Raw genomic sequence first — 23,624 nt, forward strand, 5'->3', positions numbered from 1 at the left:
CCTAGCATCCGGTCATGCCACGACCACAGGGATTCTCGTACGAGCATCAGGGCGATGGAAGCGTGACGATCACCCACAACGGCCGCCCCGCGACCACCCTCCGCGGCCCACGCGCCGACCAGTTCCTCACGGAAGTGGAATCGAGCGATCCACAGCTCGTCATGGCCCGCTGGACCGGCAACTACAAGCGCGGCAACGAACGCACGGCCCGCAACCACCCCCGCAACAGCCGCTGACCCAATTGGGCGGCAGGTAAGGGAACGGTAAAGCGGGCCCGCTCGTTACCCCACACATGACAGCTATGACCCCCGGCTCGAACATCCCTCTCCCCGTCGCGCGCGTGACGGTGGACGTCACCGCACCGGTGCGGCTCGACGTATCGGGCCTGCTGCTCACCGCCGACGGCAAGGTGCGCTCCGACGACGATTTCATCTTCTACAACCAGGCAACGGGCCCCGGCGTGACGTACCGCTCGGGCGGCGGCGCGGCCCCGGACGCGATCGTGGTCGACACGGCCGCCGTGCCCCCGGGCATCGAAAAGATCGTCGTCACGGCGAGCCCGGACGCGGAGGGTCAGACCTTCCAGGGCATCGAACCCACGGCGACGATTCGCAACGCGGACGACAATTCCGTACTGGCGACGTTCACGCCCCCGCAGTTGGGCGCGGAGACGGCACTGGTGATCGTGGAGGTCTATCTCCGCAACGGCGCCTGGAAGGCCCGAGCGGTCGGCCAGGGGTACGCGAACGGCTTGGCGGGCATCGCCACGGACTTCGGCGTCTCGGTGGAGGAACCGGCTCCGGCCCCGACCCCCGTCCAGACGCCCGTAGCCCCGCCCGCTCCTGCCATGCAGCCCCCGGTCGCCCCGCCGGCCCCGACCCTCGCGACACCTCCGGCCCCGGCCGCACCCCCGGCGGCCCCGCCCGCCCCCGCCCCGGGCGCCGGAAAGATCAACCTCGACAAGGGCCGCGTAAGCCTCCAGAAGAACCAGACCGTCTCCCTGGTCAAGGGCGGCCGCCCGTTCCTCTCCCAGGTCAAGATGGGCCTCGGCTGGGAGCCGGCGTACCGCGGCAAGGACATCGACCTGGACGCGTCGGTCATCGCGTACGGCCCGCAGCGCAACCACATCGACAGCTGCTACTTCGGCAAGCTCTCCATCGTGAACGGCGCGATCAAGCACTCCGGCGACAACCTCACGGGCGAGGGCGGCGGAGACGACGAGGTCATCACGGTCGACCTCGGCCGCCTCCCGCAGGAGGTCACCGGCCTGGTCTTCACGGTGAACTCCTTCTCCGGCCAGAAGTTCACCGAGGTCGCCAAGGCCTACTGCCGTCTCCTGGACGCCGCTACCGGCGAGGAACTGGTCCGCTTCGACCTCACCAACGCCGAGGCCCAAACAGGCGTCATGATGGCCAAGTTGATCAAGCAGTTCTCCGGCGAGTGGGACATGACGGCCATGGGCAACTTCGTCAAGTCCCGCACGGTACGGGGCATGGTGAAGCCTGCGGCGCAGTCGCTGTAAGCGTTCGCGTCCGTACGCGTTCCGGGGCGCCCTCTTCCGAGAGGGCGCCCTCCGTACGTCAGCTCTTCGCTCGCAGCCCTTCCGTCAGCAGCGACAGATACCGCCGGAGGTACGTGCCCTCCGCATCCGCCAGCTCCGCAGCCGTGGCAACTCCATGCACCAGCCGCAGCACCTCGAGCGGCGAGACGTCTGCCCGTAGAGTCCCCTCCCGCTGAGCCGCCTCGACCAGGCGCCCGGCCGCGGCCCTCACCGAGTTCCCGCAGGCGGTCGCCACGGCGGAATCCCCGTCCGTGACGGCAGACCCGAGCAACACCTTGATGCCGCACACCCGGATCATCCCCTCACCCAGCACGTTGAGCCACTCCAACAGCGCCTCACCGGGCGGCAGTTCGGCGGCGAGCTCATCGGCACGCGTCGCGATCTCCTCGATGCCGTCGACGTAGACGGCCTCCAACAGCGCCTGCCGACTGGAGAAATGCCGGTACAGCGTGCCGGACCCGACCCCCGCCCGCTTCGCGATGTCGTCGAGCGACGCGCCCTCCCCGTGCTCGGCGAACGCGACGGCGGCCTCCTTCAACAGCCGCTCATAGTTGCGCCGCGCATCGGCCCGCATCGGCCTGACCCGCGCCATCCAGCCACTCCTCGCACACCGGGACTCTCTCCGCACCCTATCGGGAGGGCACGGGGACGAGAGGGCACGGAGACAGCCTCCGGACGCTCGCCCTCGCCTGTCACATCTTCATGGCGCCCGCGGCCAGGTCACGGAGGAAGTGCCGGGCCCCGATCAGGAAGATGATGATCAACGGGATCACGCTCATCAGCGAACCGGCCATCACGAGGGCGTAGTCCGCGTTGTACAGGACGTTGAGGTTGGCCAGGGCGACCTGGAGGGTGACCCGGTCGGGGTCGATCATGACGACCAGCGGCCAGATGTAGTCGTTCCAGATGCCGATGAACGTGAAGATGCCGAGGAAGGCGAGAGCCGGCCGGAACAGCGGCAGCGCCACCGTCCAGTACAGCCGGAAGAACCCGGCGCCGTCGATCCGCCCGGCGTCCAGCAGTTCGTCGGGCAGCGAGTTCTGGGCGTACTGACGCATCCAGAAGATGCCGAAGGCGTTGGCCGCACTGGGAATGATCAGCGCCTTCAGCGAACCGGCCCAGCCGAACTCGGCCATGGTGACGAACTGCGGCACCAGGGAGAGCTGGGCGGGAATCATGTACGTGACCAGGAGCATGCCGAAGAGGAACCTCTTGGCCGGGAACTCGTACTTGGCGAAGGCGAACGCGGCCAGCGAGTCGAAGAACAGCACCAGCGCGGTCCCGACCACGGCGACGACGACGGTGTTGAACAGCGAGCCGAAGAAATCGATGCTGTCGAGCACCCTGCCCATGTTGTCCAGGAGATGCGGGCCCGGCACGAGCTTGGGCGGGTAGCGGTAGATGTCCTGGGTGGTGCCGGAGGCCATCACCACCAGCCAGTAGAAGGGGAACAGCGAGATCAGCACACCGAGCAGCAGCGTCGCCCGGACGGCGACCCGGGCGAGTCTGCTGCCGGAGCCGATGGCCAGTCCCGCGCTGCCGGTCGTCCTGTGGTCAGCGGCCATTGCGGGCCCCCTTGCGTCGCAGCAGACCGGTGATGCCGGATCGGCGGCCGTCGCGGTCGGATCCGGAGACCAGCCGCCAGTTGATGATCGTGAAGACCGCGATGATCGCAAAAAGGAGCCATCCCATCGCGGCCCCGTAACCGAACTGGTGCTCCTTGAAGGCCTTCTGCCACAGGTAGAGCACGATGGTCATCCCTTCCTGGCCCGGTCCGCCCGTGGTTCCGACGTCGGTCGACTGGAAGAGCACCTGGGACTCGGTGAAGATCTGCAGGCCGTTGATGGTGGACGTGACGGCGGCGAAGAGGACCACCGGGCGCAGCTGCGGTACCACGACCCGGAAGAGGGTCTGCCAACTGTTCGCACCGTCGACGCGGGCGGCCTCGAAGTGCTCGGTGGGGATGGCCTGGAGGCCCGCCAGGAAGATCAGGGCGTTGTAGCCGACCCACCGCCAGATGATCATGATGGAGACGGACGACTTGATGCCCCACTCCGAGGACAGCCAGCCGATGCCGTCAAGACCGACGGCCCTGAGCACCGAGTTGGCCAGGCCCGCCTGCGCGAAGACCGAGCCGAAGACGATGGTCATGGCGACCATCGAGGTGACGTTGGGGATGAAGTACGCCACCCGCAACGCACCGGTGAACCGGACCTGCGAGTGCAGCAGGAACGCGAGCACCAGGGCGAGGAACAGCATCGGCACCGTGGACAGGAACCAGATCTCGAAGGTGTTGAGCACCGAGTGCCAGAACACGGAGTCCTGGAGCAGCCAGCCGTACTGCTTGAGGCCGACGAAGCGCATGTCGCCGATGCCGTCCCAGTCCTGGAAGGACAGGTAGAGGGAGTAGACCACCGGGAAGGTGCCGAAGACGGCGAACAGCACGTAGAACGGGGAGATGGCGAGGAGCGGCGGGACATGACGTCTGCGTCCGCCCGGGGCGGTGGACCGGGTACGGCGGGCAGCCCGCCGCTCGTCCGCCTTCGGCGCGCCCGCCGGGTCGAGAACCGTGGCCATGTCAGCTCACCCCCAGCCGGGACAGCGTGGTCTCGGCGGTGTTCACCGCGTCCCGCCAGGCCTTGTCGGGGTTCTTGCCGAGCATTTCCACGTTGGTCAGCTCCTGGAAGAACGGGGTGTTGGCGGTCTCCTCGTACGGGCTGAAGTAGACGACCGGGGCCTTCTCGGCGGCCGGGCCGAAGACATCGATGGGCTGCTGACCGCCGAAGAAGGGGTCGGGCGTGTGCATCGCGGGGTCGGCGTAGGAGGCCGGGGTGGTGGGGAACAGGGCCATCTCCTGGTAGCTCTTGAGCTGGTTCGCCGGGCTGAGCAGCCACGTCAGGAAGGCGAAGGCCGCCTCGGGGTCCCGGCAGTAGCGGGTCAGCGTCATGTACGAGCCGCCGTAGTTGGCCGGGCCGTCCGGCATGGTGGTCAACCGCCAGCTCCCGGAGGTCTTCGGTGCGGAGTCCTTCAGGCCGTTGATGGCCCACACCGCCGTCGTCATCGTGGTGACCCGGCCGCCGCTCATGGCCGCGTTGAAGTCGGGCGTCCCGTCGGTGATCCCGGCGCTGAGCCGCCGGCGGAGGATCTCCACGGAGAGGTCCCAGGCTCGTCGGACGTGCTGCTGGTCGCCGATGAAGCGGTTGTCGGCGTCCACGAACTGCTTGGGGCTCTGGAGCAGGACCTGCTGGAAGACGTTGCCGATGTTGCTCACCAGGTACGGCTTGCCGGGCCCCTTCGCCCGCAGCGTCCGCCCGGCGGCGATGAACTTCTCCCAGGTGGGGGTCGCCTCGGCGACGTCTTGCGGTTCGTAGGGCAGTCCGGCCTTCTGGAAGAGGTCCCTGCGGTAGTAGAGCGCGGTGGGGCCGGCGTCGAGAGGGAAACCGATCATCCGGCCCGACGGGGTGAAGCAGCTCTTCCACTTCCAGTCGAGGTACCTGCTGCGGACCGATTCCGCACCGAGCGTCCTGAGGTCCAGGAACTCGTTCTCGTCGGGGAAGAACGTGGCGAGGTTGTCGGAGTTCGCGACCGTGATGTCCGGCACGTAGGCGCGGGCGGCGAGGCTGGTGCGCACCTTCGAGTCGATGTCGCCGTCGGGGATCTGCGAGCCCTGCACCCTCAGCCCCGGCACACCGGGGACGCCGCGCTTGGCGGTGGCGAGCAGCTTGTCGCTCAGCGCCCCTTTCCAGTACCAGAGGCTGAGGTGGTCGGTGCCCGCGGAGGCCGAGCCGCTCGGAGCACCGCATCCGGACAGGCCCAGCAGGCCGGCGCCCGCGCCGCCCAGACTGGCCCCCAGAAAGCGTCTGCGGGACATCGTTCGATGTTGCATGGGCGCGCACTCACTTTCCGGGCGTGCGGAAGACAACGATGTCGGCCACCTGCGTCCTGGCCGGCTCGACATCGTGCTGTGGGGAGATCTGGGAGTCCGTGAGCGTTCACGTGAACGTTGCCGTCGAGTATCGGTGCGGCCGAAAACCAGTGTCAAGGGACGTGCACGGCCTATGTGTTGAGGCATTCCCGGGGTGCCGACAGGCGGTCAGGCGGAGGCCCGTACCACCAGCTCGGGGACCACCCATGCGTCCGCGCCGCGCAGCGGCTCCTCACCCGCACGCAGCCGGGCCAACTGCTCGACGGCCAGCCGTCCCAGGCGCCGTTTGTCGATGTGCAGGGTGGTCAGGGCGGGTTCCACCAGCTCGCCCAGCGAGAGCCCGTCGAAGCCCAGCACGGCCAGGTCGTCCGGCACGCGTCGGCCATGGCGGCGGGCGGCGCGCATCGCACCGACCGCGATCAGGTCGTTGAAGCCGAAGACGGCCGTGATGTCGGGCCGCGCATCCAGCAGCAGGTCCATGCCCGCCTCGCCGCCCGCCACGCTGTGCTCGGAGCACAGCACGATCCAGTCCTCGTCGACGGGCAGGCCGCGCCGCCGGACCTGTTCCAGGAAGGCCTCCCGCCGAGGCCCGGGGAGGCCGCTCCGGCCGCCGTCCAGCATGCCGATCCTGCGGTGCCCCGCGCGGACCAGATGGGCCATGCCCTGCTCCACCCCGGCGGCGGCGTCGATCCCCACGGCCCCGAACCGGGTCTGCTGCGGGCCGCGTTCCAGCACCACCACCGGCAGGCCGCCGAGGTACCGGGCCAGCACCTCGTCCGGGTTCTTGAAGTAGCCCACAACAGCGTCTGTCTGGTGGGAGAGCACGTCGAGCACCTCGCGCTCCCGGGCGTCGTCGATACGGGAGTCCCACACCACGACCTGCCAGCCGCGCTGCTCGGCCGCCTCCAGCACGCCGGCGGCCACCTCGGGGAAGAACGGATTCCTCAGGTCCGGGATCACCAGGCCCGCCGTCACCGCCCCCTTCTGGACCATGCCCCGCGCGAACCGACTCGGCCGGTAGTCCAGCAGCCGCGCCGCTTCCAGCACCCGCTGCTTGGTGCCCGGGTCGATCTCGCCCTTGTCGTTGACCGCCCGGGAGACCGTCTGGCGTGACACCCCGGCCAGCCGCGCGACATCGTGGATCGTGGCCCGGCGCCGGGAACCGTCAGACTGCTCCACCCCCGGCTCCCCCTGCTGATTGTCCGCCCGCACGCGGTGCACTGTATCCGGCCACTGCGGCACGGGGCGCCGGGCGGCAACGGGGAAGGTCGGACGTCAGGCTAGAACAGCGCGCTGTACGCGTTCAGCGCGGGCTGCCCGCCAAGGTGCGCGTACAGCACCGTGGACTCCCGCCCGATCTCTCCCCGCGACACGAGATCGACGAGCCCGGCCATCGACTTCCCCTCGTACACCGGATCCGTCACCATCCCCTCGGTCCGCGCGGCGAGCCGCATCGCCTCCAGTGTGGCCTCGTCGGGGATGCCGTACGTGCCCGCGTGGTAGCGCTCGTCCAGCTCGACGTCCGACTCGTCCAACTCCCTTTTCATGCCGATGAGTTGACCTGTGCCGTGAGCGATCCGCGCGATCTGTGCACGGGTGCGGGCGGGTGCGGCCGACGCGTCGACGCCGATGACGCGCCGGGGCCGCCCGCCCGCCTCCTCCAGGTCCGCGAATCCGGCGACCATGCCCGCCTGCGTAGAGCCGGTCACGGAGCACACGATCACGGTGTCGAAGAAGACTCCCAACTCCCGCTCCTGCTCGGCGACTTCATACGCCCAGCCGGCGAACCCGAGACCGCCGAGCGGATGGTCGGAGGCACCGGCCGGAATCGCGTACGGCTTCCCGCCCCTCTCCTCGACCTCCCTGAGCGCCTGCTCCCAGCTCTCCTTGAACCCGATCCCGAACCCGGCCCGCACCAGCCGCACATCCGCGCCCGCGAGCCGACTGATGAGAATGTTGCCGACCTTGTCGTACACGGCGTCGGGCCACTCCACCCAACTCTCCTGCACGAGCACGCACTTGAGCCCGGCGCGGGCGGCGACGGCCGCGACCTGCCGGGTGTGGTTGGACTGCACACCACCGATGGACACGAGCGTGTCGCACCCCTGGGCGAGCGCGTCCGCGACGAGGTACTCCAGCTTGCGCGTCTTGTTGCCCCCGTACGCGATACCGGAGTTGCAGTCTTCGCGCTTGGCCCAGAGCGAGGCACCGCCGAGGTGCTTGGTCAGTCGCTCCAGCGGGTGCATGGGCGAGGGCCCGAAGAGGAGGGGGTAACGCTCGTACGAGGAAAGGGACATGGATCCTCCCAGGATCAGTCGCCGTCGGCGAGGCCTTCGAGCCCTCGCCAGATCTCCGCGGTGACGCGGACCGCCTCGTCCAGGTCACCGGCCGCGCAGGCCTCGATGAGCTGCTCGTGCAGCCCGGCCGAACGGCAGTTGCCGCCCTCACCGAAGCGCCGTCGCTCCAGCCGGCGGATGAGCGGGGTGTAGCGGGCGATGGTGGCGGCGGCCGCACGGTTGCCGCTGACGCGTACGAGCACGTCGTGCAGTTCGTCGTCGGCGCGCAGGGCGGTGTCCACGTCGCCCGCGTGAACAGCGGCCGCGAACCGCTCGTTGGCCGAGCGCATCATCTCGACGTCCGCGGCGAACAGCCGGGGCACGGCGATCCGCGCGGCCAGCTCGTGCATGGCCCCGACGACGGCCGCCGCGTCCCGCACGTCGGAGGCCACGACCGGGGTCACCCGTGTGTAGCTCTGCGGCTTGCTCTCCAGCAGCCCCTCGTCGACGAGCCGCGAGAAGGCCTCACGCACGGGCGCCCTGGACAGCCCGAGCCGCTCGGCGAGATCGGCGTCGCGCACCGCCGCGCCCGGTTCGATGTCCCCGGCCACGATGGCGTCCCTGATCGCTTCGTACGCCCGGTCCCTGAGCAGGGTGCGGGGCACGGGCCCTATGGCGTCCACAACTGAAATGTTAGATGTCAATCTCCGCCGCACACAAGGCTGTGGCCCGCACCGAAGTGCGGGCCACAGCCTTGGGGCTCGAGGCGCGGGGCTCAGGGCTCGCGGGAGGCGTACGTGACGAAGGCGGCCCAGGCGTCGGCGGGGACGGTGAAGCGGGGGCTTCGAGGGCCGAGCTTCGAGTCTCGGATGTGGATGGTGTGGGGGCAGACGGCGACTTCGAGGCATTCGCCGCCCCCGCTGCTGCTGTAGCTGGACTTCCGCCAGCTGTAGGCAACTTCGAGGCAGGCGCTGCCTTCGGAGTCGCTGTAGCTGGACTTGAACCATGACAGTTCGCCGCTCATAGCTCCTCCGCCACCTTCCTGATGAACCGGGCAGACTCCTCAACGCTAAGCGCCTGCATCCGGATCATGCCATAGCGCTGTGTGAGCGTACTGAGCTTGTCGCCGTCGGAGTACAGAGCCCCTGTCGACTGACCGTCCACAAAGGCGTAGCGCTCGTGATCGGCGGTTTCCACGAGCACCATCGGGCCACTGAGCGCCGCCGTGGGAGCAGTTGCGAAGGGCAGCACCTGGACAGACAAGTGCCGCTGCTTCCCGGCGTCCAGCAAGTGATCGCACTGCCTGCGCATCGCATCCCGGTTACTGACCACCGAACGCAGCGCGGCCTCGTGGATCACAAAGCTGAAGTACGTCGGCGGCTTGCTGGTCAGCTTTTCCTGCCGTTTGAGCCGCGCCGCGACCCGCTCATCCACCGTCTCCTCGTCCAGAGGTGGACAGTTGCTACTGATCAGCGCTCTCGCGTACTCCGGGGTCTGCAGCAGGCCGGGAATCAACATGGGCTCGTACCACTGCACCGTGATCGCCTCGGCCTCCACCAGCACGTACTGCTGGGTCCGCTGAGGAAATGGCTCCGGCTTCAGAAACTCGTGTGCGGCAACCAACTTGCCGCGTGCTCGACACAGTTGATCCGCAACCTGCAACAACCTCAGCGTCGGCCGACGCCTCCCGCACTCCATCGACTTGACGTACTCATAGTCGTACCCGGCCTCCCCCGCCAACTCCTGCCGACTGACCCCCGCCTCCTCCCGCCACAACTTGACCTGCCCACCGCAGTACCGCCAGTTCTGCTGAGCCTGCTGCGACTCCCCGGAAGCCACGCACCCACCCGCCTCCCACCACCACACCGTGTACAGACACGCTGTGTACCCACTCCGATACTCCCCGAGGCTATGCACCAACCACCAGCCTGATCACAGCGAATGACGGAGAATCACACGCAAGGAACGGCACACACATGCCCCAGGACCGCGACGACGCCGAAGCCATCGAGGACACCCAAGACGTCGAATGGCAACTGCCCCGCCACGCCCGCAGCGTCGGCCGGGCCCGCACCCTCCTCCGCGACCAGGCCACAGCCTGGAAGCTCCCGGACGAACTGACGGAAACGGCCGTACTCCTGCTCAGCGAGCTGATGACGAACGCGTACCGCCACGCAAAGGTCACCCCCGGCCGCCAGATCCGAACCCGCTGCGTCCTGGACGCCGGCCACCTCTGCGTATCCGTAACAGACGCGAACGACACGCTCCCGACGCTCCGCGAGGCGGCCCCGGACGACGAGTCCGGCCGGGGCCTGCCCCTGGTGGCAACACTGGCGGACGACTGGGGCGCGGAACCTCGTAACGGCGGCATCGGCAAGACGGTCTGGTTCACACTCCACAGCGATGTACAGCCATGAACTCTTGGTGCCACGTGGGCTGTTGGGCTCGTTCTAGGCTCGGCGCATGAAGATCACCGTGCGGTTGGCATCCGAGGGCGACCTCTCAGCACTGCTGGCCCTCTACAGCCAGTTGAACCCGGACGATGCTCCGCTGCCCCGGGCGTCGGCAGATGCCAACGGGACCTCCTGTTGGTTGTGGACGTGAATTGCCGCACAGCCGACGTTGCCAGTGGAAACCCACTTTCGGCACCGGTATGTCGACGGTGCGGGACGTGTTGCTGCCATGCGGGTGGCGGTCCGGTGTCAGCGGGCCTGCCCGATCTTCCCGGTCGCCGGTCAGGGCTGGAGGTTCTCCAGGTCCTCCAGAAGGCGCGGGTGCTTCGGCTCCCAGCCGAGCGCCTGCCGGGTGCGGGTGCTGGACGAGGGCTGGTCGGTCGCGAAGATCGGGCCGAGAGGGCCGTAGGTCTCCGATGGCACCGACTCGACCGGCAGGCCCAGCCGTCGGCCGATGACCGCGGCGATGTCCCGCACCTTGTCTCCCTCGTCGGCCACGGCGTGCCAGGAGCTACCGGCCGGCGCCTGCTCCAGGGCGAGCCGGAAGAGGACTGCCGCGTCGAGCGCGTGCACGGCCGGCCAACGCTGTACGCCGTCGCCCGGGTAGCCGGATACTCCGGTCTGGCGTGCGATGCCGGTCAGCACTCCGGCGAACCCGCCCGCGCCCTGGTTGTGGACCGTGCGCGGCATGCGAACGGCCGTGCTCCGGACTCCGCGCGAGGCCAAGCCCAGCACCGCCGTGACCGCGCGGCCACGACCACCGACCGGCCCGTCGGTCGGCACCGGGTCGGCCTCGGTTGAGACGCGTCCCGGCACCCACGGCGTACCCGAGACGGTGACGAAGGGGCGGTCGCTGCCGACGAGTTCCTCGCCGAGGGTCGCGAGGGCGGCACTTTCCTCGGCGACCGACTTTGCGAGGGCGTCGGGGCTGCTGAAGTCGTTGCTGAATGCCAGGTGGATCACCCCGTCGGTCTGAGCAGCGCCGGCGCGAAGGATGTCCAGATCGGCGAGACCTCCCCGGAGCGGCTCGGCGCCGGCCGCCTTGGTGGCCAGTGCGGACGCGTCGGAGCGGGCGAGCGCGAGGACGGTGTGGCCGTTGCCGAGCAGTTCGGCGACGACGGCGGAACCGATCAGACCGGTGCCACCGGTGACAAAGACTCGCATGAGACTCTCCCGCAAGTGATGGGACTCTTGTCCCATCACCGTAGCAGGGTGATGGGACAAGAGTCCCATCACGTACGATGGACCCATGGGTCGATGGGAACCAGGCGCACGCGAACGCCTCGTCGTGGCTGCCTGCGACCTGTTCACCGAGCAGGGGTACGACGACACGACGGTCGCGCAGATCGCCGAGCGCGCCGGAGTCACCAAAAGCACCTTCTTCCGGCACTTCCCCGATAAGCGCGAGCTGCTGGTGGCCGGACAGGAGACGCTGAGCCGACTGCTGGCCGAGGGGATCGCCGAGGCGCCCGGTAACGCCAGCCCGCTCGAGGCGGTCGCCGCCGGTCTTGAGCGCGCCTCGAGCGCGATGGGCCCCATGACTCGCGAGCTCGCCCCTCGCCTGAAGGCGGCCGTCGCCGCCAGCGCCGAACTTCAAGAGCGTGACGCCCTCAAGAGCGTCAGCCTCGCGGCCGCGATGACTACCGCTCTGGTCGCCCGCGGCGTACCCGATCCGACCGCGGCTCTCGCGGGCGAGCTGGGCGTCCTCGCGTTCAAACGGGGGTTCGCCGAATGGTCCGAGGGCGACCGCGACGCCAAGGACGAGCTCGCCGAGTACATCCTGGCGGCTCTGGACGAGCTGCGTGCGGCGAGCGCATCGCTGGGCTGACCGGACAACCCCACCCGTCGTTCACGGAACTGCGGCCAGAGCCATTCAAGGTTCTGAGCATGTACGGCCGCGCATCCTTCGCACTCCTCCGAGCGCGGAATCACCCCACCGTGATGCCGACCCTCGTGCCGAAACTCAGATTGGGTTGCGAGGAGATTCGTTGCGCAGCCTCCAGATTTCCTTCCACTGCCGGGCGTGATCGGCCGCCAACAGCGGGTCGGGCGCGTCAGCCCGCTGCACCGCGAGGCTGACCCCGCATTCCCTGCACAGCTGATGGATCTGGTAGAAGCCGTCGTGCCAGGCGCTGGTGTTGTCCCGGTTTCCGCATACACGGCACGTCAGCGCAGGAGCTTCACCGGGCGGGACCGACGAACGGAGCACCCGCTCGACGACCACTGGCAGCGGCTCGTCGGGATGGATCGTCGGCTCAGGACAGTAGGCAATGTTCCCCCAGCCACCGTGCCAGTCTCGCCAGGACTCGTCTGCTTTCACCTGCCGAAAGCCACGTGCTTTGTCCGCTCGGCGACTGTTGGCATAGGCACGTTCGTCAGCGAGCCAGAGCTGTCGGGCGTGGTGCAGTTCCTCTACGGCGCGTATGAGCGAGTTCGGATCCTTCTCCAGATTCTTGGGAATCCCCGCGCTGAGGCAGAGGTGATGATAGGTGGCTCGGAAGCCGTAGGGCGCGAAGTGGAGGAGGCAGGACCGCAGATTTGTATGCCGGACACGCGCGGGCAAGCCCTCGTCGTAGACCCGTCTCTGGTGCGTGTTGAAGCTGCTCATCCTAGGACGCTACGGCCTGCCGAGCACGGATCGCACTTCACTTCGGCGGCCCAAGGTCTCGCCCCGGCCGTGCCTTTCACGAAACTGCTGCCAGAACCGAATTCAAAGAGTCTCAACATCTGGCGGCACACCGATAACAACCTCAATCAAGCTGAGGTTGAGCACCAGCCCTCGCCAACCGATCGCTCACCAAGGCTCCACCCAGGCGCTACGCCCCCTGGTCGACGGCGACCTTCGCGAAGGTCTCCAGGGTGGCGGACCAACCGCCTCCGCCGGTGATCCCGTCGCGCAGGGCCTGGCCCTCGACGAGCCGGTCCAGGTGCCGGTGTTCCAGTTCGACGGTGGTCTGCTCGGGGCCGTCGGCAGTGAAGCAGATCTCGATTTCGCTGGCGTGCTGGGGATCGGCGTCGTACTGCCAGTAGCCGTTGATCTGCCAGGTCACGACCAGCCGATGCGGCGGCTCCCAGGCCAGCACCCGGCCCCAGTCGCACTCACTGCCGTCGACGCCGCGCTCGTACCACCGGCCGCCCTCACGTGGCTCCAAGATGGCCTCGGCCATCTCTACTTGGCCGATGTGATAGTCGCTCGGCCACCAGCTGTTGAACGACTCGGTGAAGACGCGAAACGCCCTTTCTACGGGCACGTTGACGGTGATCTTTCCTTGCAGCGGTGCAACGGTCATCACGGAACTTCCTCTTCGGGGTCGTCCGGGGCCGCCTCGGCGGCCTTCTGAAAAGCGGTGAGCGCGTCGTTCCATACGCCGTCCAGCCAGGCCCGCAGCCCGGCCACGCCCTCGGGGTTGAGCCGATACACGCGGCGCGTTCCTTCGGCGTGGGAGACGACCAGGCCGCCGTCTTTGAGCACACGCAGGTGCTGGGACACCGCTGGACGGCTGACCGGCAACCACTCGGCGAGCTCACCCACCGATGAGGGGCGACGAGCCAGGATTTCGAAGATCGCACGCCGGGTTGGATCCCCGAGAAGTCCCAGTGCGTCATCTCCGTAAGTCTCCACGAACGGTAAGCGTAGACTTACGGATGCTTTGTGGCAACCACTTCGAGGTTGGGCTGGGCTGCACCATGCGGACCCGGACAAGCGTGTGGCCCGCACCGAAGTGCGGGCCACACCCTTCCGTACCGTCCCTCAGGCCACCCAAGGCCAATCGGCATCCCGCGCCGCCTCCAGCAGCGGAACCATCCGAAAAGCCGCGTCCGAGAGCCCGCCGAACACGTGACGGTTCCCCTTCCCGGACGGGCCGTGGCCCGCCCGGTACCCCGCGAGGTTCCAGGTGTACACCGGGACCTGCGCCGGTACCTGCTCGGTCGGGTCCCCGTAGTGGCTGTACATGGCCTGCTCGTCCGTGACGATCAGTACACGGTCGTGCTTCTTGTAGTGCTTGCGCACCGCCTCGGTGGTGTTGGTGCCGCCGAGGTCGCCGAAGCGGTCGAGCACCTTCAGTACGGACTCGCCCTTGCGGAACCGCAGCCGATTGCTGCTCGTACCGAACTCGACGAGATCCGCGTCCGCCGCCCGCAGCGCGAGCGCCGTGCCGAAGATCGCCGCGGCGTCCGCACGGTTCAGCTCCGAGCGGTCGGACAGCCGCGAGTAGAACATCGAGCCCGAGCGGTCGACGAGCACCAGCGTGCGGCCCGGCAGCGCGGGCACGTTGGCCAGCGAGTGACCGAGTGCCTGCTCCAGCGGGTACGACCAGCGCAGCGACGGCGCGTGCTGGTACGCGGCGAGGTAGCGGAACGGGAACTGCCGCGAGCGCGCCACCTCTGCCGGGTCGCTGATCTTGGCGGCGACCTGGGCCGCCACCTCGTCCGAGACGCCCGCCTCGTCGAAGTTCCGCAGGTTGCGGACCAGCGCCATGGCGCCCATGGACGGGATCACGGCCTCCCAGGCCGCCTTGTCCATCGGGCCTTGGAGCCAGCCGGCCAGCGCCTCCCAGGTGATGCCCGCGTCCGCGAGGCGCTGCGCGCCGCCGGAACCGGTCACGACCCTGCGCCGCTTGGCGGGCCGCAGTGCCATCAGGTCACGGTGGGCCGCCAGAACGGGCAGCGACTTGGGCACCACTGCCGTGTCCGGGTGGTGCCGGCGGTCGAGGGCGTACTGGAACAGGTCGCCCTGCCACGGCTTCTGAGGGTCCGGCGCGGCGTGCACCAGGTTGAGGATGTCGCCGAAGCGGTAGCCCTTGGACGCCGTGTCGTACTTCAGGAGCGACTTGGCGCTGTAGAGGCGGCGTACGGCGTCGGCGACGCCACGCTTCACGGGCTTCGGGATGGCTCGGCCGTACCGCGAAGTCCAGTACGCGAGCAGCTCGCCGGGCTCGTCGGGGCGGCGCAGCACGGAGTCGATGACCTGCCGGTTGGACGGGCCGTCCGTCTCGCCGGCGTCCAGGCGCGCCTTCACGTACTCGGCGGCGCCCACGATTGAGGCCGTACGGAGGTTGCCCTCGCCGCGCAGCCAGCCGAGCAGGCCCGCGGTCCACTCCGGGTCCTCGACGGCGAGCCGGCGTACGAGCTCGGCGAACCGGTCGTCGCGGGCCTCGCCGCTCTCGTAAAAGGTCTGCTGCGCAACGAAGTTGGCGATCGAGAGGAGAAAGAGCTCGGAGCGTGCGTCACGCTCCTGGCCCCGGCCGCCCTGGTGGGTACGCAGAACGCGGCCGGTCGACGTCACGCGAGAAGTGGGCTGCGCCTTGGTGGACTTGGTGTTGAAACGCGCCATGGTGAATTCCCCCGAATTCATTGATTTTCCAAGGGGGAGGCGCAGCAAATGGAATGTGCCCGAGGTCGAGGTCGGCGGCGGTGCTTATCACCAGGCGCGTCTGCCAGTTCCGCCACATCGACCGAAGTCAATGACGGTCGATGACGGGATTTGAACCCGCACGGTTTCCCACCAGGTCCCGAAGTATCCGCAGCCTGCGCACCGGGCACACACCATCTGCTGCGCCTCCCGAGATCAAGTCGGCGGCGGCGTGGATTCTTTGAGAGAGAAGTAGCCGCAGCCTACGCACCGGGAGGTGCATGAAATTGTGGTGTCCAGAGTTCAAGGCCGGCGGAACCGACGTAGGCGCTCTAACCCCTGAGCTACACCGGCGCGTTGTACCGGTGGCGGGACTCGAACCCGCGGCCGCCCCATTATCAGTGGAAGTAGGTCCTGCCTTCGCACCTGGACATGCATCACTTTAGGAGGCGTACCGCGGGCCGGGCCAATGAATTAATCAGCCGCGCTTCTGACGCTTCCAGGGCCCGGTGATCGCGAGCAGAATCCCCGGGTCCTGGATGTTGGCGTACAGGGTCTTGCCGTCGGGGGAGAAGGTGACGCCGGCGAACTCGCTGTATTCCGGCTCCTCTTCGGTGCCTACGTTCAGGTCGTTGCGGGCGATCGGGTACGTACGGCCGCTGTCCGTGGCGCCGAAGAGGTGTGAGACGCCCTCGCCGTCCTCGGCGAGGATGATGCCGCCGTAGGGGGAGACGGTGATGTTGTCGGGGCCGTCGAAGGCTCCGTCCTTGGACGGGTCGGGGTTCACGCCGAGGAGGACCTTGAGGGTGAGCGTGCGGCGCCGGGGGTCGTAGAACCAGACCTGGCCGTCGTGCGCGGCGCCGGGGCTCTCCTCGCGGGCGTACGAGGCGACGATGTACGCGCCGCCGTCGCCCCACCACATGCCCTCGAGCTTGCGGGCGCGGGTGACCTCGCCCTCGTCGAACTGCTCGCGCACCGCGACCTTCTTGGCGTCGCGGTCGGGTACGTCGACCCAGTCGACGCCGTACACGGTGCCGATCTTCGTGGCGCGGGACAGGTCGTCGACGTAACGGCCGCCGGAGTCATAGCACTTGGGGGCCTGGAGTACGCCGGCGTCGTCGGCGAGGGTGCGGAACCTGCCAGGGCCGTAGTGGAAGCCCTTGGGCGGACTCCAGCGGAAGAAGAGGCCGTTGGGCTCGTCGGCGTCCTCGGTGAGGTAGGCGTGGCCTCGCTTGGGGTCGATGACGACGGCCTCGTGGTCGTAACGGCCGAAGAACTTCAGGGGCTTGGGGTTCCGGTTGGCGCGGCGGTCGCGCGGGTCGACCTCGAAGACGTAGCCATGGTCCTTGGTCATGCCGTTCTCGCCGGCCCGGTCGGAGTTCTCCTCACAGGTGAGCCAGGTGTTCCAAGGGGTGCTGCCGCCCGCACAGTTGTTGGCGGTGCCCGCGATGCCGACCCACTCGGCGACCTGGCCGTCGGGGCGCACCTCGACGACCGTGCAGCCGCCGGGTGCGGCCGGGTCGTAGACGAGACCCTCGGCGAGCGGCACCGGGTACTCCACCTCGGAGCGGGGGCCGTCCAGTTCGTGGTTGTTGACGAGGAGGGTCGTGCCGCGAGGGCCGGGGAAGGCGGCCGTGCCGTCGTGGTTGGAGGGGGTGGTCTCGCCGGACTCCAGCTTCGTCTTGCCGCTGTAGGTGAGGACGCGGTACGAGAATCCGGCGGGCAGCGCGAGGATGCCCTTGGGGTCGGGGAGGAGCGGGCCGTAGCCGACGCCGCCGCCTTGGCGTTCCGCGGCGTTCTCCAGTTCCGCGTCGTCCCCCATGGTCTCGGTGTCCTGGGTCGCGAGGGCGCCGGGTGCGGTGGCGAAGGCGCCGACGCTGCCGACCAGGGCGACACCGGCACCGGTCATCGCGGATCGTCTGGCGAAGTCCCTACGGGTGAGCGACATGCTGTCTGTTCTCCTGTGACGGTGGAGTGGGACCGTGGAGGGTGGCCGGTTATCGACCTCGGCCATACCGTTCCGCTCGTGACTGAACGCTGGTTGAACGTGGACCGACAATCGCGGGCCAAGGGCCCACCCATACGGCCCAGGAATCCTGGTTTGCGAACGAACGATCGGAAGAATCTACGTAAAATAGACAGCAACCATCCGCACGACCCATGGGAGGCGAGCCGGAGTGGATGCCCGTAAGGCGCGCCGCCTCCATGAGGACCGGCTGATGCGGCTGGCCCGTGTGACCGGGGTCGGCATCGGACAGGACGAGAGCTCGGGCGAGGACGTGATCGTCGTCTTCGTCACCCACGAGGTGCCCCGCGACAGCCTCCGGCCCGAGGACGTGATTCCGGACGAGCTCGAGGGCGTACCCGTACGCGTGCTTCCGATGGGCGACGGCGAGGCGCAGGACGAGACCCAGGCCGGGGCGGTCGAGACCCCGGCCGGGGCACAGAGCGAGACTCAGGCCGGGGCGCAGGACGAGACGGAGCAGGGGCAGCCGCAGAGGGGCTCATGAGTCCCCGAAGCTCACCCCCTGACAGCCGCTCAATCCCCTTGCTGCGACCGCGCCTTGAATGCCGCCTTACGCGCCTCCTTGGCGACCTTCTTGTCCGGGTGGAGCCGTCCCATGGCCTCCAGGACGTCCGGCGTGGCCGGGTGGTCGACGCGCCAGGCGGCGTCGAAGAAGTTGCTGTGCTGGGCCGCGAGCCCCTGCACCAGGGCCTGGAGTTCCTCGGAGTTGCCCTCCGCCGCCAGCTGCGCGGCGATCGTGTCGACGGTCAGCCAGAAGACCAGGTCCTCGGAGGGTGCGGGCACGTCCGGGGCGCCGCGCTCGGTGAGCCACACCCGGGCGAGCCCGCCCAGCTCGGGGTCGTCGAGCACTTCGCGCAGGGCCCCCGAGGCCTCCGTACCGACGAGCGACAGGGCCTGCTGGCAGAGCAGCCGCCGCAGCGGTGCGCCCGGGTCGGAGCCGCGGGCCGCGGCGAGCAACTCCCGTGCGGCGGCGAGGGGTTCGCGCCGGGCGAGCCACTGCTCGGTCTCGGCCTGTGCTGCCGCGGGCGGGAACGTGGAGGTGCCGTCGAGCAGGACGTCCGCGCCCTTGTCCGCGAGGTCACCGACCGCCGGAGCGGAGAGCCCGCCCTCCTGGAGCCGGGTCCGGATGCCGTAGAGGCCGAGCGGGGTGAGCCGCACCATTCCGTACCGCGAGATGTCCGTCTCGTCGGACGGCGTGGCGGGCTCCTCCTCGGGGTCGGCCATCAGCGTCTCGTCGACGGGCTGGAAGTCGACGAGACCGGCCGGCTCCAGGAGCCGGAACTGGTCGTCGAGCCGCATCATCGCGTCCGACACCTGCTCCAGGACGTCGTTCGTGGGCTCCCCCATGTCGTCCGGCACGACCATCGAGGCGGCGAGCGCGGGCAGCGGCACCGGGCTGTCGCCGGGTCCGTCCTCGCTGACGGTCAGCAGGTAGAGGTTGCCGAGCACGCCGTCGAGGAAGTCGGCCTCCGCGTCCGGGTCCCAGTCCAGGGCGGAGAAGTCGATCTCGCCGTCCTCGTCCATGGCGGTCATGAGGTCGTCGAGGTCGGGCACGCTCGCGTCGGCGAGCACCGTGTCCAGGGCGCCGAGCCACAGGCCCAGCACGTCGGCCGGCGCACCCGAGGTGACGAGTGCCAGTTCGGCGCCCTTGGCGACCGTCCCCTCCTCCTCGTCCACGATCTCGACGAGCCCGGTGTCCACGGCCACCCGCCAGGCCTCGCTCGCGTAAGCGGCGGCGTCCTCCCCTTCGAGGCCGAGTTCCGCCGCGGCGCCCGGCAGTTGCTCCTCGACGAGTTCGCCACCGGCTCCGACCCGGGTGTCCGGACCGGCCCAGCGGGCGAGGCGCACGGCACGGGAGAGCAGCGGCGTGGCGAGCGCGTCCCGCGCGAGCTCCGCTTCGGACGTCAGCCGCACCGGCGGCAGGGTGGAGCTGTCTGACATCGGCTGGTTCTCTCCTCGGACGTACAACCGTGCACACGTGCATGGGGTCGGGCGGCTGTCCCGGACGCCGTGCTCCGGCCGCCCCTGACCGCAGCCTCAGCCTAGACGGATTTCAACCCATGCGGCCTAGTTCATGAACCTGTCAGAACCCGTACATGGCTGAAACCTTGACAAGTCACCTGGCCACACACGAGATTGACGCGCGTAGAGCCCCATGGCTCCATCAGATTCACCAGCCCCTTGCACCACCCTCGTCCCGGCGCTCACGTACGTCCCCGGAGGGATTCCGTTGCCCAGCAAGTCTTCCGCGCGCATAGCCGCGCTCACCGTCGCCGCCGTCTGTTCCACCGTCACCGCCGTGGTGTTCACCGGCTCCGCCCAGGCGGAAGCCGTGGCCGTCCACGACATCCAGGGCAGCACCCGGACATCCCCGCTCGCGGGCCAGCAGGTCACGGATGTGACCGGCATCGTGACCGGCATACGGACCTACGGTTCGTCCCGTGGTTTCTGGATCCAGGACCCGGCCGCGGACGACAACCCGGCCACCAGCGAAGGAATCTTCGTCTTCACCAGCTCCACGCCGAAGGTCGCCGTCGGGGACTCGGTGCAGGTCTCGGGCACCGTCACGGAGTTCGTGCCGGGCGGTACGTCCTCGGGCAACCAGTCGGTCACGGAGATCACCAGGCCGACGGTGACCGTGGTGTCGAGCGGCAACGCACTCCCGGCGGCCACGACCATCAGCAGCCGTTCCGTACCGGACACGTACGCGCCCGCGGGCGACAAGGGCGCGAACGGCTCGGTCAACGGGCTCGTCCTGCAGCCGAGAAAGTACGCCCTCGACCTGTACGAGTCCCTGGAGGGCATGAACGTCAAGATCGGCTCGTCGCGCGTGGTCACCGCCACCGACCCGTTCTCCGAGCTGTGGGTGACGGTGAAGCCGTACGAGAACCCCAGCCGCCGCGGCGGCACCGTCTACGGCTCGTACGACGCGCAGAACACCGGCCGACTGCAGATCCAGTCGCTGACCCCGACCGCCACGCAGCCGTTCCCGACCGCGAACGTCGGCGACACCCTGAAGGGCACCACCGAGGGCCCGCTCGACTACACCCAGTTCGGCGGCTACACGCTGACCGCCCGCACCCTGGGCACGGTCGCCGACGGCGGGCTGGAACGCGAGACGACCCGTAAGCAGTCGCGGAGCGAGCTGGCGGTGGCTACGTACAACGTCGAGAACCTCGACCCGACCGACGACTCCTTCGCCGACCACGCCGCCGCGATCGTGAAGAACCTGCAGTCGCCCGACATCGTGTCCCTGGAGGAGATCCAGGACAACAACGGCGCGAAGAACGACGGCACGGTCGCCGCCGACGAGACGATGCGCAAGCTGACCGACGCGATCACCGCGGCGGGCGGCCCGGCGTACGAGTGGCGGGGCATCGACCCGGTCGACCTCGCGGACGGCGGCCAGCCGGGCGGCAACATACGCAATGTGTTCCTCTTCAACCCGGAGCGCGTCTCCTTCACCGACCGCGCGGGCGGCGACGCGACGACCGCCGTGGGCGTCACGAAGGCGTACGGCAAGGCGGCTCTCACGGCATCCCCGGGCCGTATCGACCCAGCGGGCGAGGCGTGGGAGGACAGCCGCAAGCCGCTCGCGGGCGAGTTCGTCTTCCGCGGCAAGACCGTGTTCGTGATCGCCAACCACTTCGCGTCGAAGGGCGGCGACCAGGCGCTGCACTCCCAGTACCAGCCGCCGGTCCGCTCTTCGGAGACCCAGCGCCACCTCCAGGCGAAGTCGGTGAACGCCTTCGTCAAGGACATCCTCGCGGCGCAGAAGAACGCGTCCGTCGTCACGCTCGGCGACATCAACGACTTCGAGTTCTCGGAGACGACGAAGCTCCTGGAGGACGACGGCGTCCTCTACTCGGCCATCAAGTCCCTGCCGAAGAGCGAGCGTTACAGCTACGACTTCCAGGGCAACAGCCAGGTCCTCGACCAGATCCTGATCAGCCCGTCGATCCGTAAGTACTGCGACTTCAGCTACGACAGCGTGCACATCAACGCGGAGTTCGCCGACCAGATCAGCGACCACGACCCGCAGGTGCTCCGGTTCAAACCGTAGTCCCTGTGCGCGGACGAGCCCGGCCCCGTCGTCCGGGGGGCCGGGCTCGTTCCCTTTCCGCGCCGGAATTCCGGCTCGCGTGTACGGGTCACTCCGGGACGAGTCCGAGGGCGTATTCGTAGCGGCTCACGCCGCCGCTCTGCGTCAGCCCTGGCCAGGTCTGTACGCGCTTCCACAGTTCGGTGGCCGAGCCGATGCCCTCTCCGGGGGCGGCCAGGGCGTCGATGTGGGCCTGCGCGCTCTCCCACTCCGCGTAGTTGAGGACCCTCGTGCCGTCCGTGCTCAGGTGGAAGTGGGCGGAGATCCCGCCGGGGTGCTGGTTCGGCTCGCTCTCCAGGGCCTCGAACACCGCGTCCACCCAGGCGCGCTGCCGGTCGGGGTCGGGGCCCTCGAACTCGATGTCGACGATCACGATGCAGCCCGGCACCCGCGGCTCGGCATCGGGGCGGGTGAGGCTGCGGTAGTGCCGGTACCGTCCGAGGGCCACCCGCTCGATCCCGGGCACAGCGGTGTCGATCTCGTCGACGCGCTCTTGCCGGTGCACCTTCGTGAACGCCTCGTACGCCTGCTCGTCGGCCCACTGCGAGTGGTGCAACAGGGTCGTGCCGTCGTGTCCGGTGTAGACGTAATAGCCGAGCAGGCCCTCGATCGGCCAGGGCCTGCTCTCCCAGGTCGAGGCGATCGCCTCGACGGTCTCCTTCTGCCGTTCGGGCGTCCCCACCCGCCAGGTGCTGAAGAACGGGGCTTTCACCTCGGGGCGGGTCAGGTCGGGGTGCGCGTCGGTACGGCGCGTCATCACAGCCTCCAGTGATTCGGTACTCGGAACTCGGTGCGAGCACCACCCACCCTCTGACCTCAACCAAAGTTCAGGTCAAGCGCGGAGGCTGTGATCTCTGTTCAGCGGTAACCGCGATGACTGGTTCGGCCGCGGTAGCCGCGGTTACCGGGACGGCTGCGATAGCCGCGGTGACTGGGCCCGCCGGTGGACCGCCGCCGCAGGATCCCCACCGCGATCACGGCAGCGGCTCCGGCGATCAGTACCGGCTTGGGATGCCGTCGGCCGGTCTGAACGACGGTGGTCGCGGCGTTACGGACGGGCTGCGGCACGTTCTCCTGCACGGCGTGCCCGGCGTGGGTCGCCTTGTCCTGCACGGTGTGCCCGACCTTCTCCTGCGCCCGGTGTCCGGCGTGGGCGGCCTTCTCCTGGGCCGCATGCCGGGCGTGGGCCGCCTTCTCCTGCGCCAGGTGCCGGGCGTGCGCGGCCTTCTCCTGCGCCGCGTGCCCGGCCTGTGCCGCCTTGCCCTGTACGGCATGCCCGGCCTCGGACGCCTTGCCCCTGAGCTCGGCGCGCCGCGCCCGGGCACGAGCCCGCACATCGGCCTTGGCGGCCAACTCCTCGACGGTTTCGCCGAGTTGCTCGCGGGTCTGCGCGATCTGTTCTCGCAGTTCCTCCGGTCCCTTGGCGCCACGGGCCGCCTTGGCGGCTCCCTCGGCGTCCTCTCCCTTCCGCTGGTTCATCGATGCGCCCTTTCCTTGATTGCGTCGACGTCGGCCCGGACGCTTTCGAGGGTCTCCGCAGGCATGGGCGGCGTGGCACGGCGCAGTTGCGCGCGGCCGGCGATGCCCAGGACGGCCGCGATCGTGAAGAGCACGGCCGTGACGATGAGCGCCGCCGCCCACACGGACAGCACCAGGGACAGCGCGGCGGTGCCCGTGCCGGCCAGCGCCATCACGCCGACGTATCCGACGGCGCCCGCCGCGCCGAGCAGCCCGCCGCCCCGTCCCGCGCGCTTGCCCTTCTGCGCCAGCTCCTCTTTCGCGAGCCGTACTTCCTGCCGTACGAGTTCGGAGAGCTGTTCGGTGGCCTGTCCGACGAGGTCACCCACCGAGTGGTGTTCCTCCGACCGCCGCTGCATGGTCTCGGTCACGGCGCCCCGCCTCCTCTCGTCTCGGGACGCCCGAGTACC

At 69.0% G+C, this 23,624-nt stretch carries 26 protein-coding genes; 7 read left to right on the forward strand and 19 right to left on the reverse strand.

What is annotated here, in order from left to right; translation table 11 throughout:
- Window positions 1-14: 14 nt before the first annotated feature.
- Entirely contained in the window at window positions 15-236 is a 222-nt protein-coding gene (locus ACYVO6_RS12100; RefSeq protein WP_461060245.1) for a hypothetical protein, read from the forward strand.
- 65 nt (window positions 237-301) lie between these two features.
- Entirely contained in the window at window positions 302-1,522 is a 1,221-nt protein-coding gene (locus ACYVO6_RS12105; protein ID WP_461061364.1) for a TerD family protein, read from the forward strand.
- A gap of 58 nt (window positions 1,523-1,580) precedes the next feature.
- Here the strand turns inward: ACYVO6_RS12105 and ACYVO6_RS12110 are convergent, their stop codons facing one another.
- The 9 genes from ACYVO6_RS12110 to ACYVO6_RS12150 all read right to left on the reverse strand — a co-directional run bounded on the left by ACYVO6_RS12110 (window position 1,581) and on the right by ACYVO6_RS12150 (window position 9,601).
- Window positions 1,581-2,153, reverse strand: a complete 573-nt coding sequence (locus ACYVO6_RS12110) for a TetR/AcrR family transcriptional regulator (RefSeq protein WP_461060247.1) — start codon at window positions 2,151-2,153, stop codon at window positions 1,581-1,583.
- Between the two features lie 100 nt (window positions 2,154-2,253).
- Entirely contained in the window at window positions 2,254-3,126 is an 873-nt protein-coding gene (locus ACYVO6_RS12115) for a carbohydrate ABC transporter permease (RefSeq protein WP_461060249.1), read from the reverse strand.
- A complete protein-coding gene (locus ACYVO6_RS12120) occupies window positions 3,116-4,138 on the reverse strand; it encodes a carbohydrate ABC transporter permease (RefSeq protein WP_461060251.1) in 1,023 nt (340 codons plus the stop codon). The genes ACYVO6_RS12115 and ACYVO6_RS12120 overlap by 11 nt, the downstream gene beginning before the upstream one ends.
- A gap of 1 nt (window position 4,139) precedes the next feature.
- The gene (locus ACYVO6_RS12125; RefSeq protein ID WP_461060253.1) at window positions 4,140-5,432 is read right to left on the reverse strand and encodes an ABC transporter substrate-binding protein; all 1,293 of its coding nucleotides are present in this window, start codon (window positions 5,430-5,432) and stop codon (window positions 4,140-4,142) included.
- 222 nt (window positions 5,433-5,654) lie between these two features.
- Window positions 5,655-6,698 carry a LacI family DNA-binding transcriptional regulator gene (locus ACYVO6_RS12130; RefSeq protein WP_461060255.1) on the reverse strand — a complete coding sequence of 348 codons (1,044 nt, stop codon included), beginning with the start codon at window positions 6,696-6,698 and terminating at the stop codon, window positions 5,655-5,657.
- Window positions 6,699-6,766: 68 nt separating this feature from the next.
- Window positions 6,767-7,783, reverse strand: coding sequence for a 1-aminocyclopropane-1-carboxylate deaminase (locus ACYVO6_RS12135; protein ID WP_461060257.1), 1,017 nt, complete (start codon window positions 7,781-7,783; stop codon window positions 6,767-6,769).
- A 14-nt stretch (window positions 7,784-7,797) separates the two neighbouring features.
- Window positions 7,798-8,445, reverse strand: coding sequence for a GntR family transcriptional regulator (locus tag ACYVO6_RS12140; protein WP_461060259.1), 648 nt, complete (start codon window positions 8,443-8,445; stop codon window positions 7,798-7,800).
- A 92-nt stretch (window positions 8,446-8,537) separates the two neighbouring features.
- A complete protein-coding gene (locus ACYVO6_RS12145; protein ID WP_461060261.1) occupies window positions 8,538-8,786 on the reverse strand; it encodes a DUF397 domain-containing protein in 249 nt (82 codons plus the stop codon).
- The gene (locus tag ACYVO6_RS12150; protein ID WP_461060263.1) at window positions 8,783-9,601 is read right to left on the reverse strand and encodes a helix-turn-helix domain-containing protein; all 819 of its coding nucleotides are present in this window, start codon (window positions 9,599-9,601) and stop codon (window positions 8,783-8,785) included. The genes ACYVO6_RS12145 and ACYVO6_RS12150 overlap by 4 nt, the downstream gene beginning before the upstream one ends.
- A 137-nt stretch (window positions 9,602-9,738) precedes the next feature.
- Between ACYVO6_RS12150 and ACYVO6_RS12155 the strand changes: the two genes are divergently transcribed.
- Both ACYVO6_RS12155 and ACYVO6_RS12160 read left to right on the forward strand, forming a co-directional pair.
- Window positions 9,739-10,179 (forward strand): ATP-binding protein, encoded by a 441-nt coding sequence (locus ACYVO6_RS12155; RefSeq protein WP_461060265.1) that lies wholly within the window; start codon window positions 9,739-9,741, stop codon window positions 10,177-10,179.
- A gap of 46 nt (window positions 10,180-10,225) precedes the next feature.
- Complete coding sequence (locus tag ACYVO6_RS12160) at window positions 10,226-10,366, forward strand: hypothetical protein (protein ID WP_461060267.1); 141 nt, start codon at window positions 10,226-10,228, stop codon at window positions 10,364-10,366.
- A gap of 131 nt (window positions 10,367-10,497) precedes the next feature.
- On the opposite strand, the gene ACYVO6_RS12165 is transcribed toward ACYVO6_RS12160, so the two are convergent.
- The gene (locus tag ACYVO6_RS12165) at window positions 10,498-11,379 is read right to left on the reverse strand and encodes an SDR family oxidoreductase (protein ID WP_461060269.1); all 882 of its coding nucleotides are present in this window, start codon (window positions 11,377-11,379) and stop codon (window positions 10,498-10,500) included.
- Between the two features lie 85 nt (window positions 11,380-11,464).
- On the opposite strand from ACYVO6_RS12165, the gene ACYVO6_RS12170 reads away from it, so the two are divergent.
- Window positions 11,465-12,043, forward strand: coding sequence for a TetR/AcrR family transcriptional regulator (locus ACYVO6_RS12170; protein WP_461060271.1), 579 nt, complete (start codon window positions 11,465-11,467; stop codon window positions 12,041-12,043).
- Window positions 12,044-12,178: 135 nt separating this feature from the next.
- On the opposite strand, the gene ACYVO6_RS12175 is transcribed toward ACYVO6_RS12170, so the two are convergent.
- The 5 genes from ACYVO6_RS12175 to ACYVO6_RS12195 form a co-directional block, all read right to left on the reverse strand.
- The gene (locus ACYVO6_RS12175; protein ID WP_461060273.1) at window positions 12,179-12,823 is read right to left on the reverse strand and encodes a hypothetical protein; all 645 of its coding nucleotides are present in this window, start codon (window positions 12,821-12,823) and stop codon (window positions 12,179-12,181) included.
- A gap of 208 nt (window positions 12,824-13,031) precedes the next feature.
- A complete protein-coding gene (locus ACYVO6_RS12180) occupies window positions 13,032-13,505 on the reverse strand; it encodes an SRPBCC family protein (protein WP_461060275.1) in 474 nt (157 codons plus the stop codon).
- A complete protein-coding gene (locus tag ACYVO6_RS12185) occupies window positions 13,505-13,837 on the reverse strand; it encodes an ArsR/SmtB family transcription factor (RefSeq protein WP_461060277.1) in 333 nt (110 codons plus the stop codon). Before ACYVO6_RS12185 ends, ACYVO6_RS12180 begins: the two co-directional genes overlap by 1 nt.
- A gap of 129 nt (window positions 13,838-13,966) precedes the next feature.
- Entirely contained in the window at window positions 13,967-15,550 is a 1,584-nt protein-coding gene (locus tag ACYVO6_RS12190; protein ID WP_461060278.1) for a TROVE domain-containing protein, read from the reverse strand.
- 496 nt (window positions 15,551-16,046) lie between these two features.
- On the reverse strand, window positions 16,047-17,516 hold the full coding sequence (locus ACYVO6_RS12195; protein ID WP_461060280.1) for an alkaline phosphatase PhoX: 1,470 nt from the start codon (window positions 17,514-17,516) through the stop codon (window positions 16,047-16,049).
- A 229-nt stretch (window positions 17,517-17,745) separates the two neighbouring features.
- Here ACYVO6_RS12195 and ACYVO6_RS12200 point away from each other — a divergent pair, with 229 nt between their 5' ends.
- Window positions 17,746-18,078 carry a hypothetical protein gene (locus tag ACYVO6_RS12200; protein ID WP_461060282.1) on the forward strand — a complete coding sequence of 111 codons (333 nt, stop codon included), beginning with the start codon at window positions 17,746-17,748 and terminating at the stop codon, window positions 18,076-18,078.
- A 29-nt stretch (window positions 18,079-18,107) separates the two neighbouring features.
- Here the strand turns inward: ACYVO6_RS12200 and ACYVO6_RS12205 are convergent, their stop codons facing one another.
- The gene (locus tag ACYVO6_RS12205) at window positions 18,108-19,535 is read right to left on the reverse strand and encodes a hypothetical protein (protein WP_461060284.1); all 1,428 of its coding nucleotides are present in this window, start codon (window positions 19,533-19,535) and stop codon (window positions 18,108-18,110) included.
- Window positions 19,536-19,824: 289 nt separating this feature from the next.
- On the opposite strand from ACYVO6_RS12205, the gene ACYVO6_RS12210 reads away from it, so the two are divergent.
- The gene (locus tag ACYVO6_RS12210) at window positions 19,825-21,657 is read left to right on the forward strand and encodes an endonuclease/exonuclease/phosphatase family protein (RefSeq protein WP_461060286.1); all 1,833 of its coding nucleotides are present in this window, start codon (window positions 19,825-19,827) and stop codon (window positions 21,655-21,657) included.
- 88 nt (window positions 21,658-21,745) lie between these two features.
- Here the strand turns inward: ACYVO6_RS12210 and ACYVO6_RS12215 are convergent, their stop codons facing one another.
- From ACYVO6_RS12215 to ACYVO6_RS12225, 3 genes are all read right to left on the reverse strand, one after another.
- Window positions 21,746-22,453, reverse strand: coding sequence for an antibiotic biosynthesis monooxygenase family protein (locus ACYVO6_RS12215; protein WP_461060288.1), 708 nt, complete (start codon window positions 22,451-22,453; stop codon window positions 21,746-21,748).
- Between the two features lie 101 nt (window positions 22,454-22,554).
- The gene (locus ACYVO6_RS12220) at window positions 22,555-23,175 is read right to left on the reverse strand and encodes a DUF3618 domain-containing protein (protein WP_461060290.1); all 621 of its coding nucleotides are present in this window, start codon (window positions 23,173-23,175) and stop codon (window positions 22,555-22,557) included.
- Window positions 23,172-23,585 carry a phage holin family protein gene (locus tag ACYVO6_RS12225; RefSeq protein ID WP_461060292.1) on the reverse strand — a complete coding sequence of 138 codons (414 nt, stop codon included), beginning with the start codon at window positions 23,583-23,585 and terminating at the stop codon, window positions 23,172-23,174. Before ACYVO6_RS12225 ends, ACYVO6_RS12220 begins: the two co-directional genes overlap by 4 nt.
- Window positions 23,586-23,624: the final 39 nt, after the last annotated feature.

The sequence above is a fragment of the Streptomyces pseudoechinosporeus genome, from assembly GCF_054783935.1.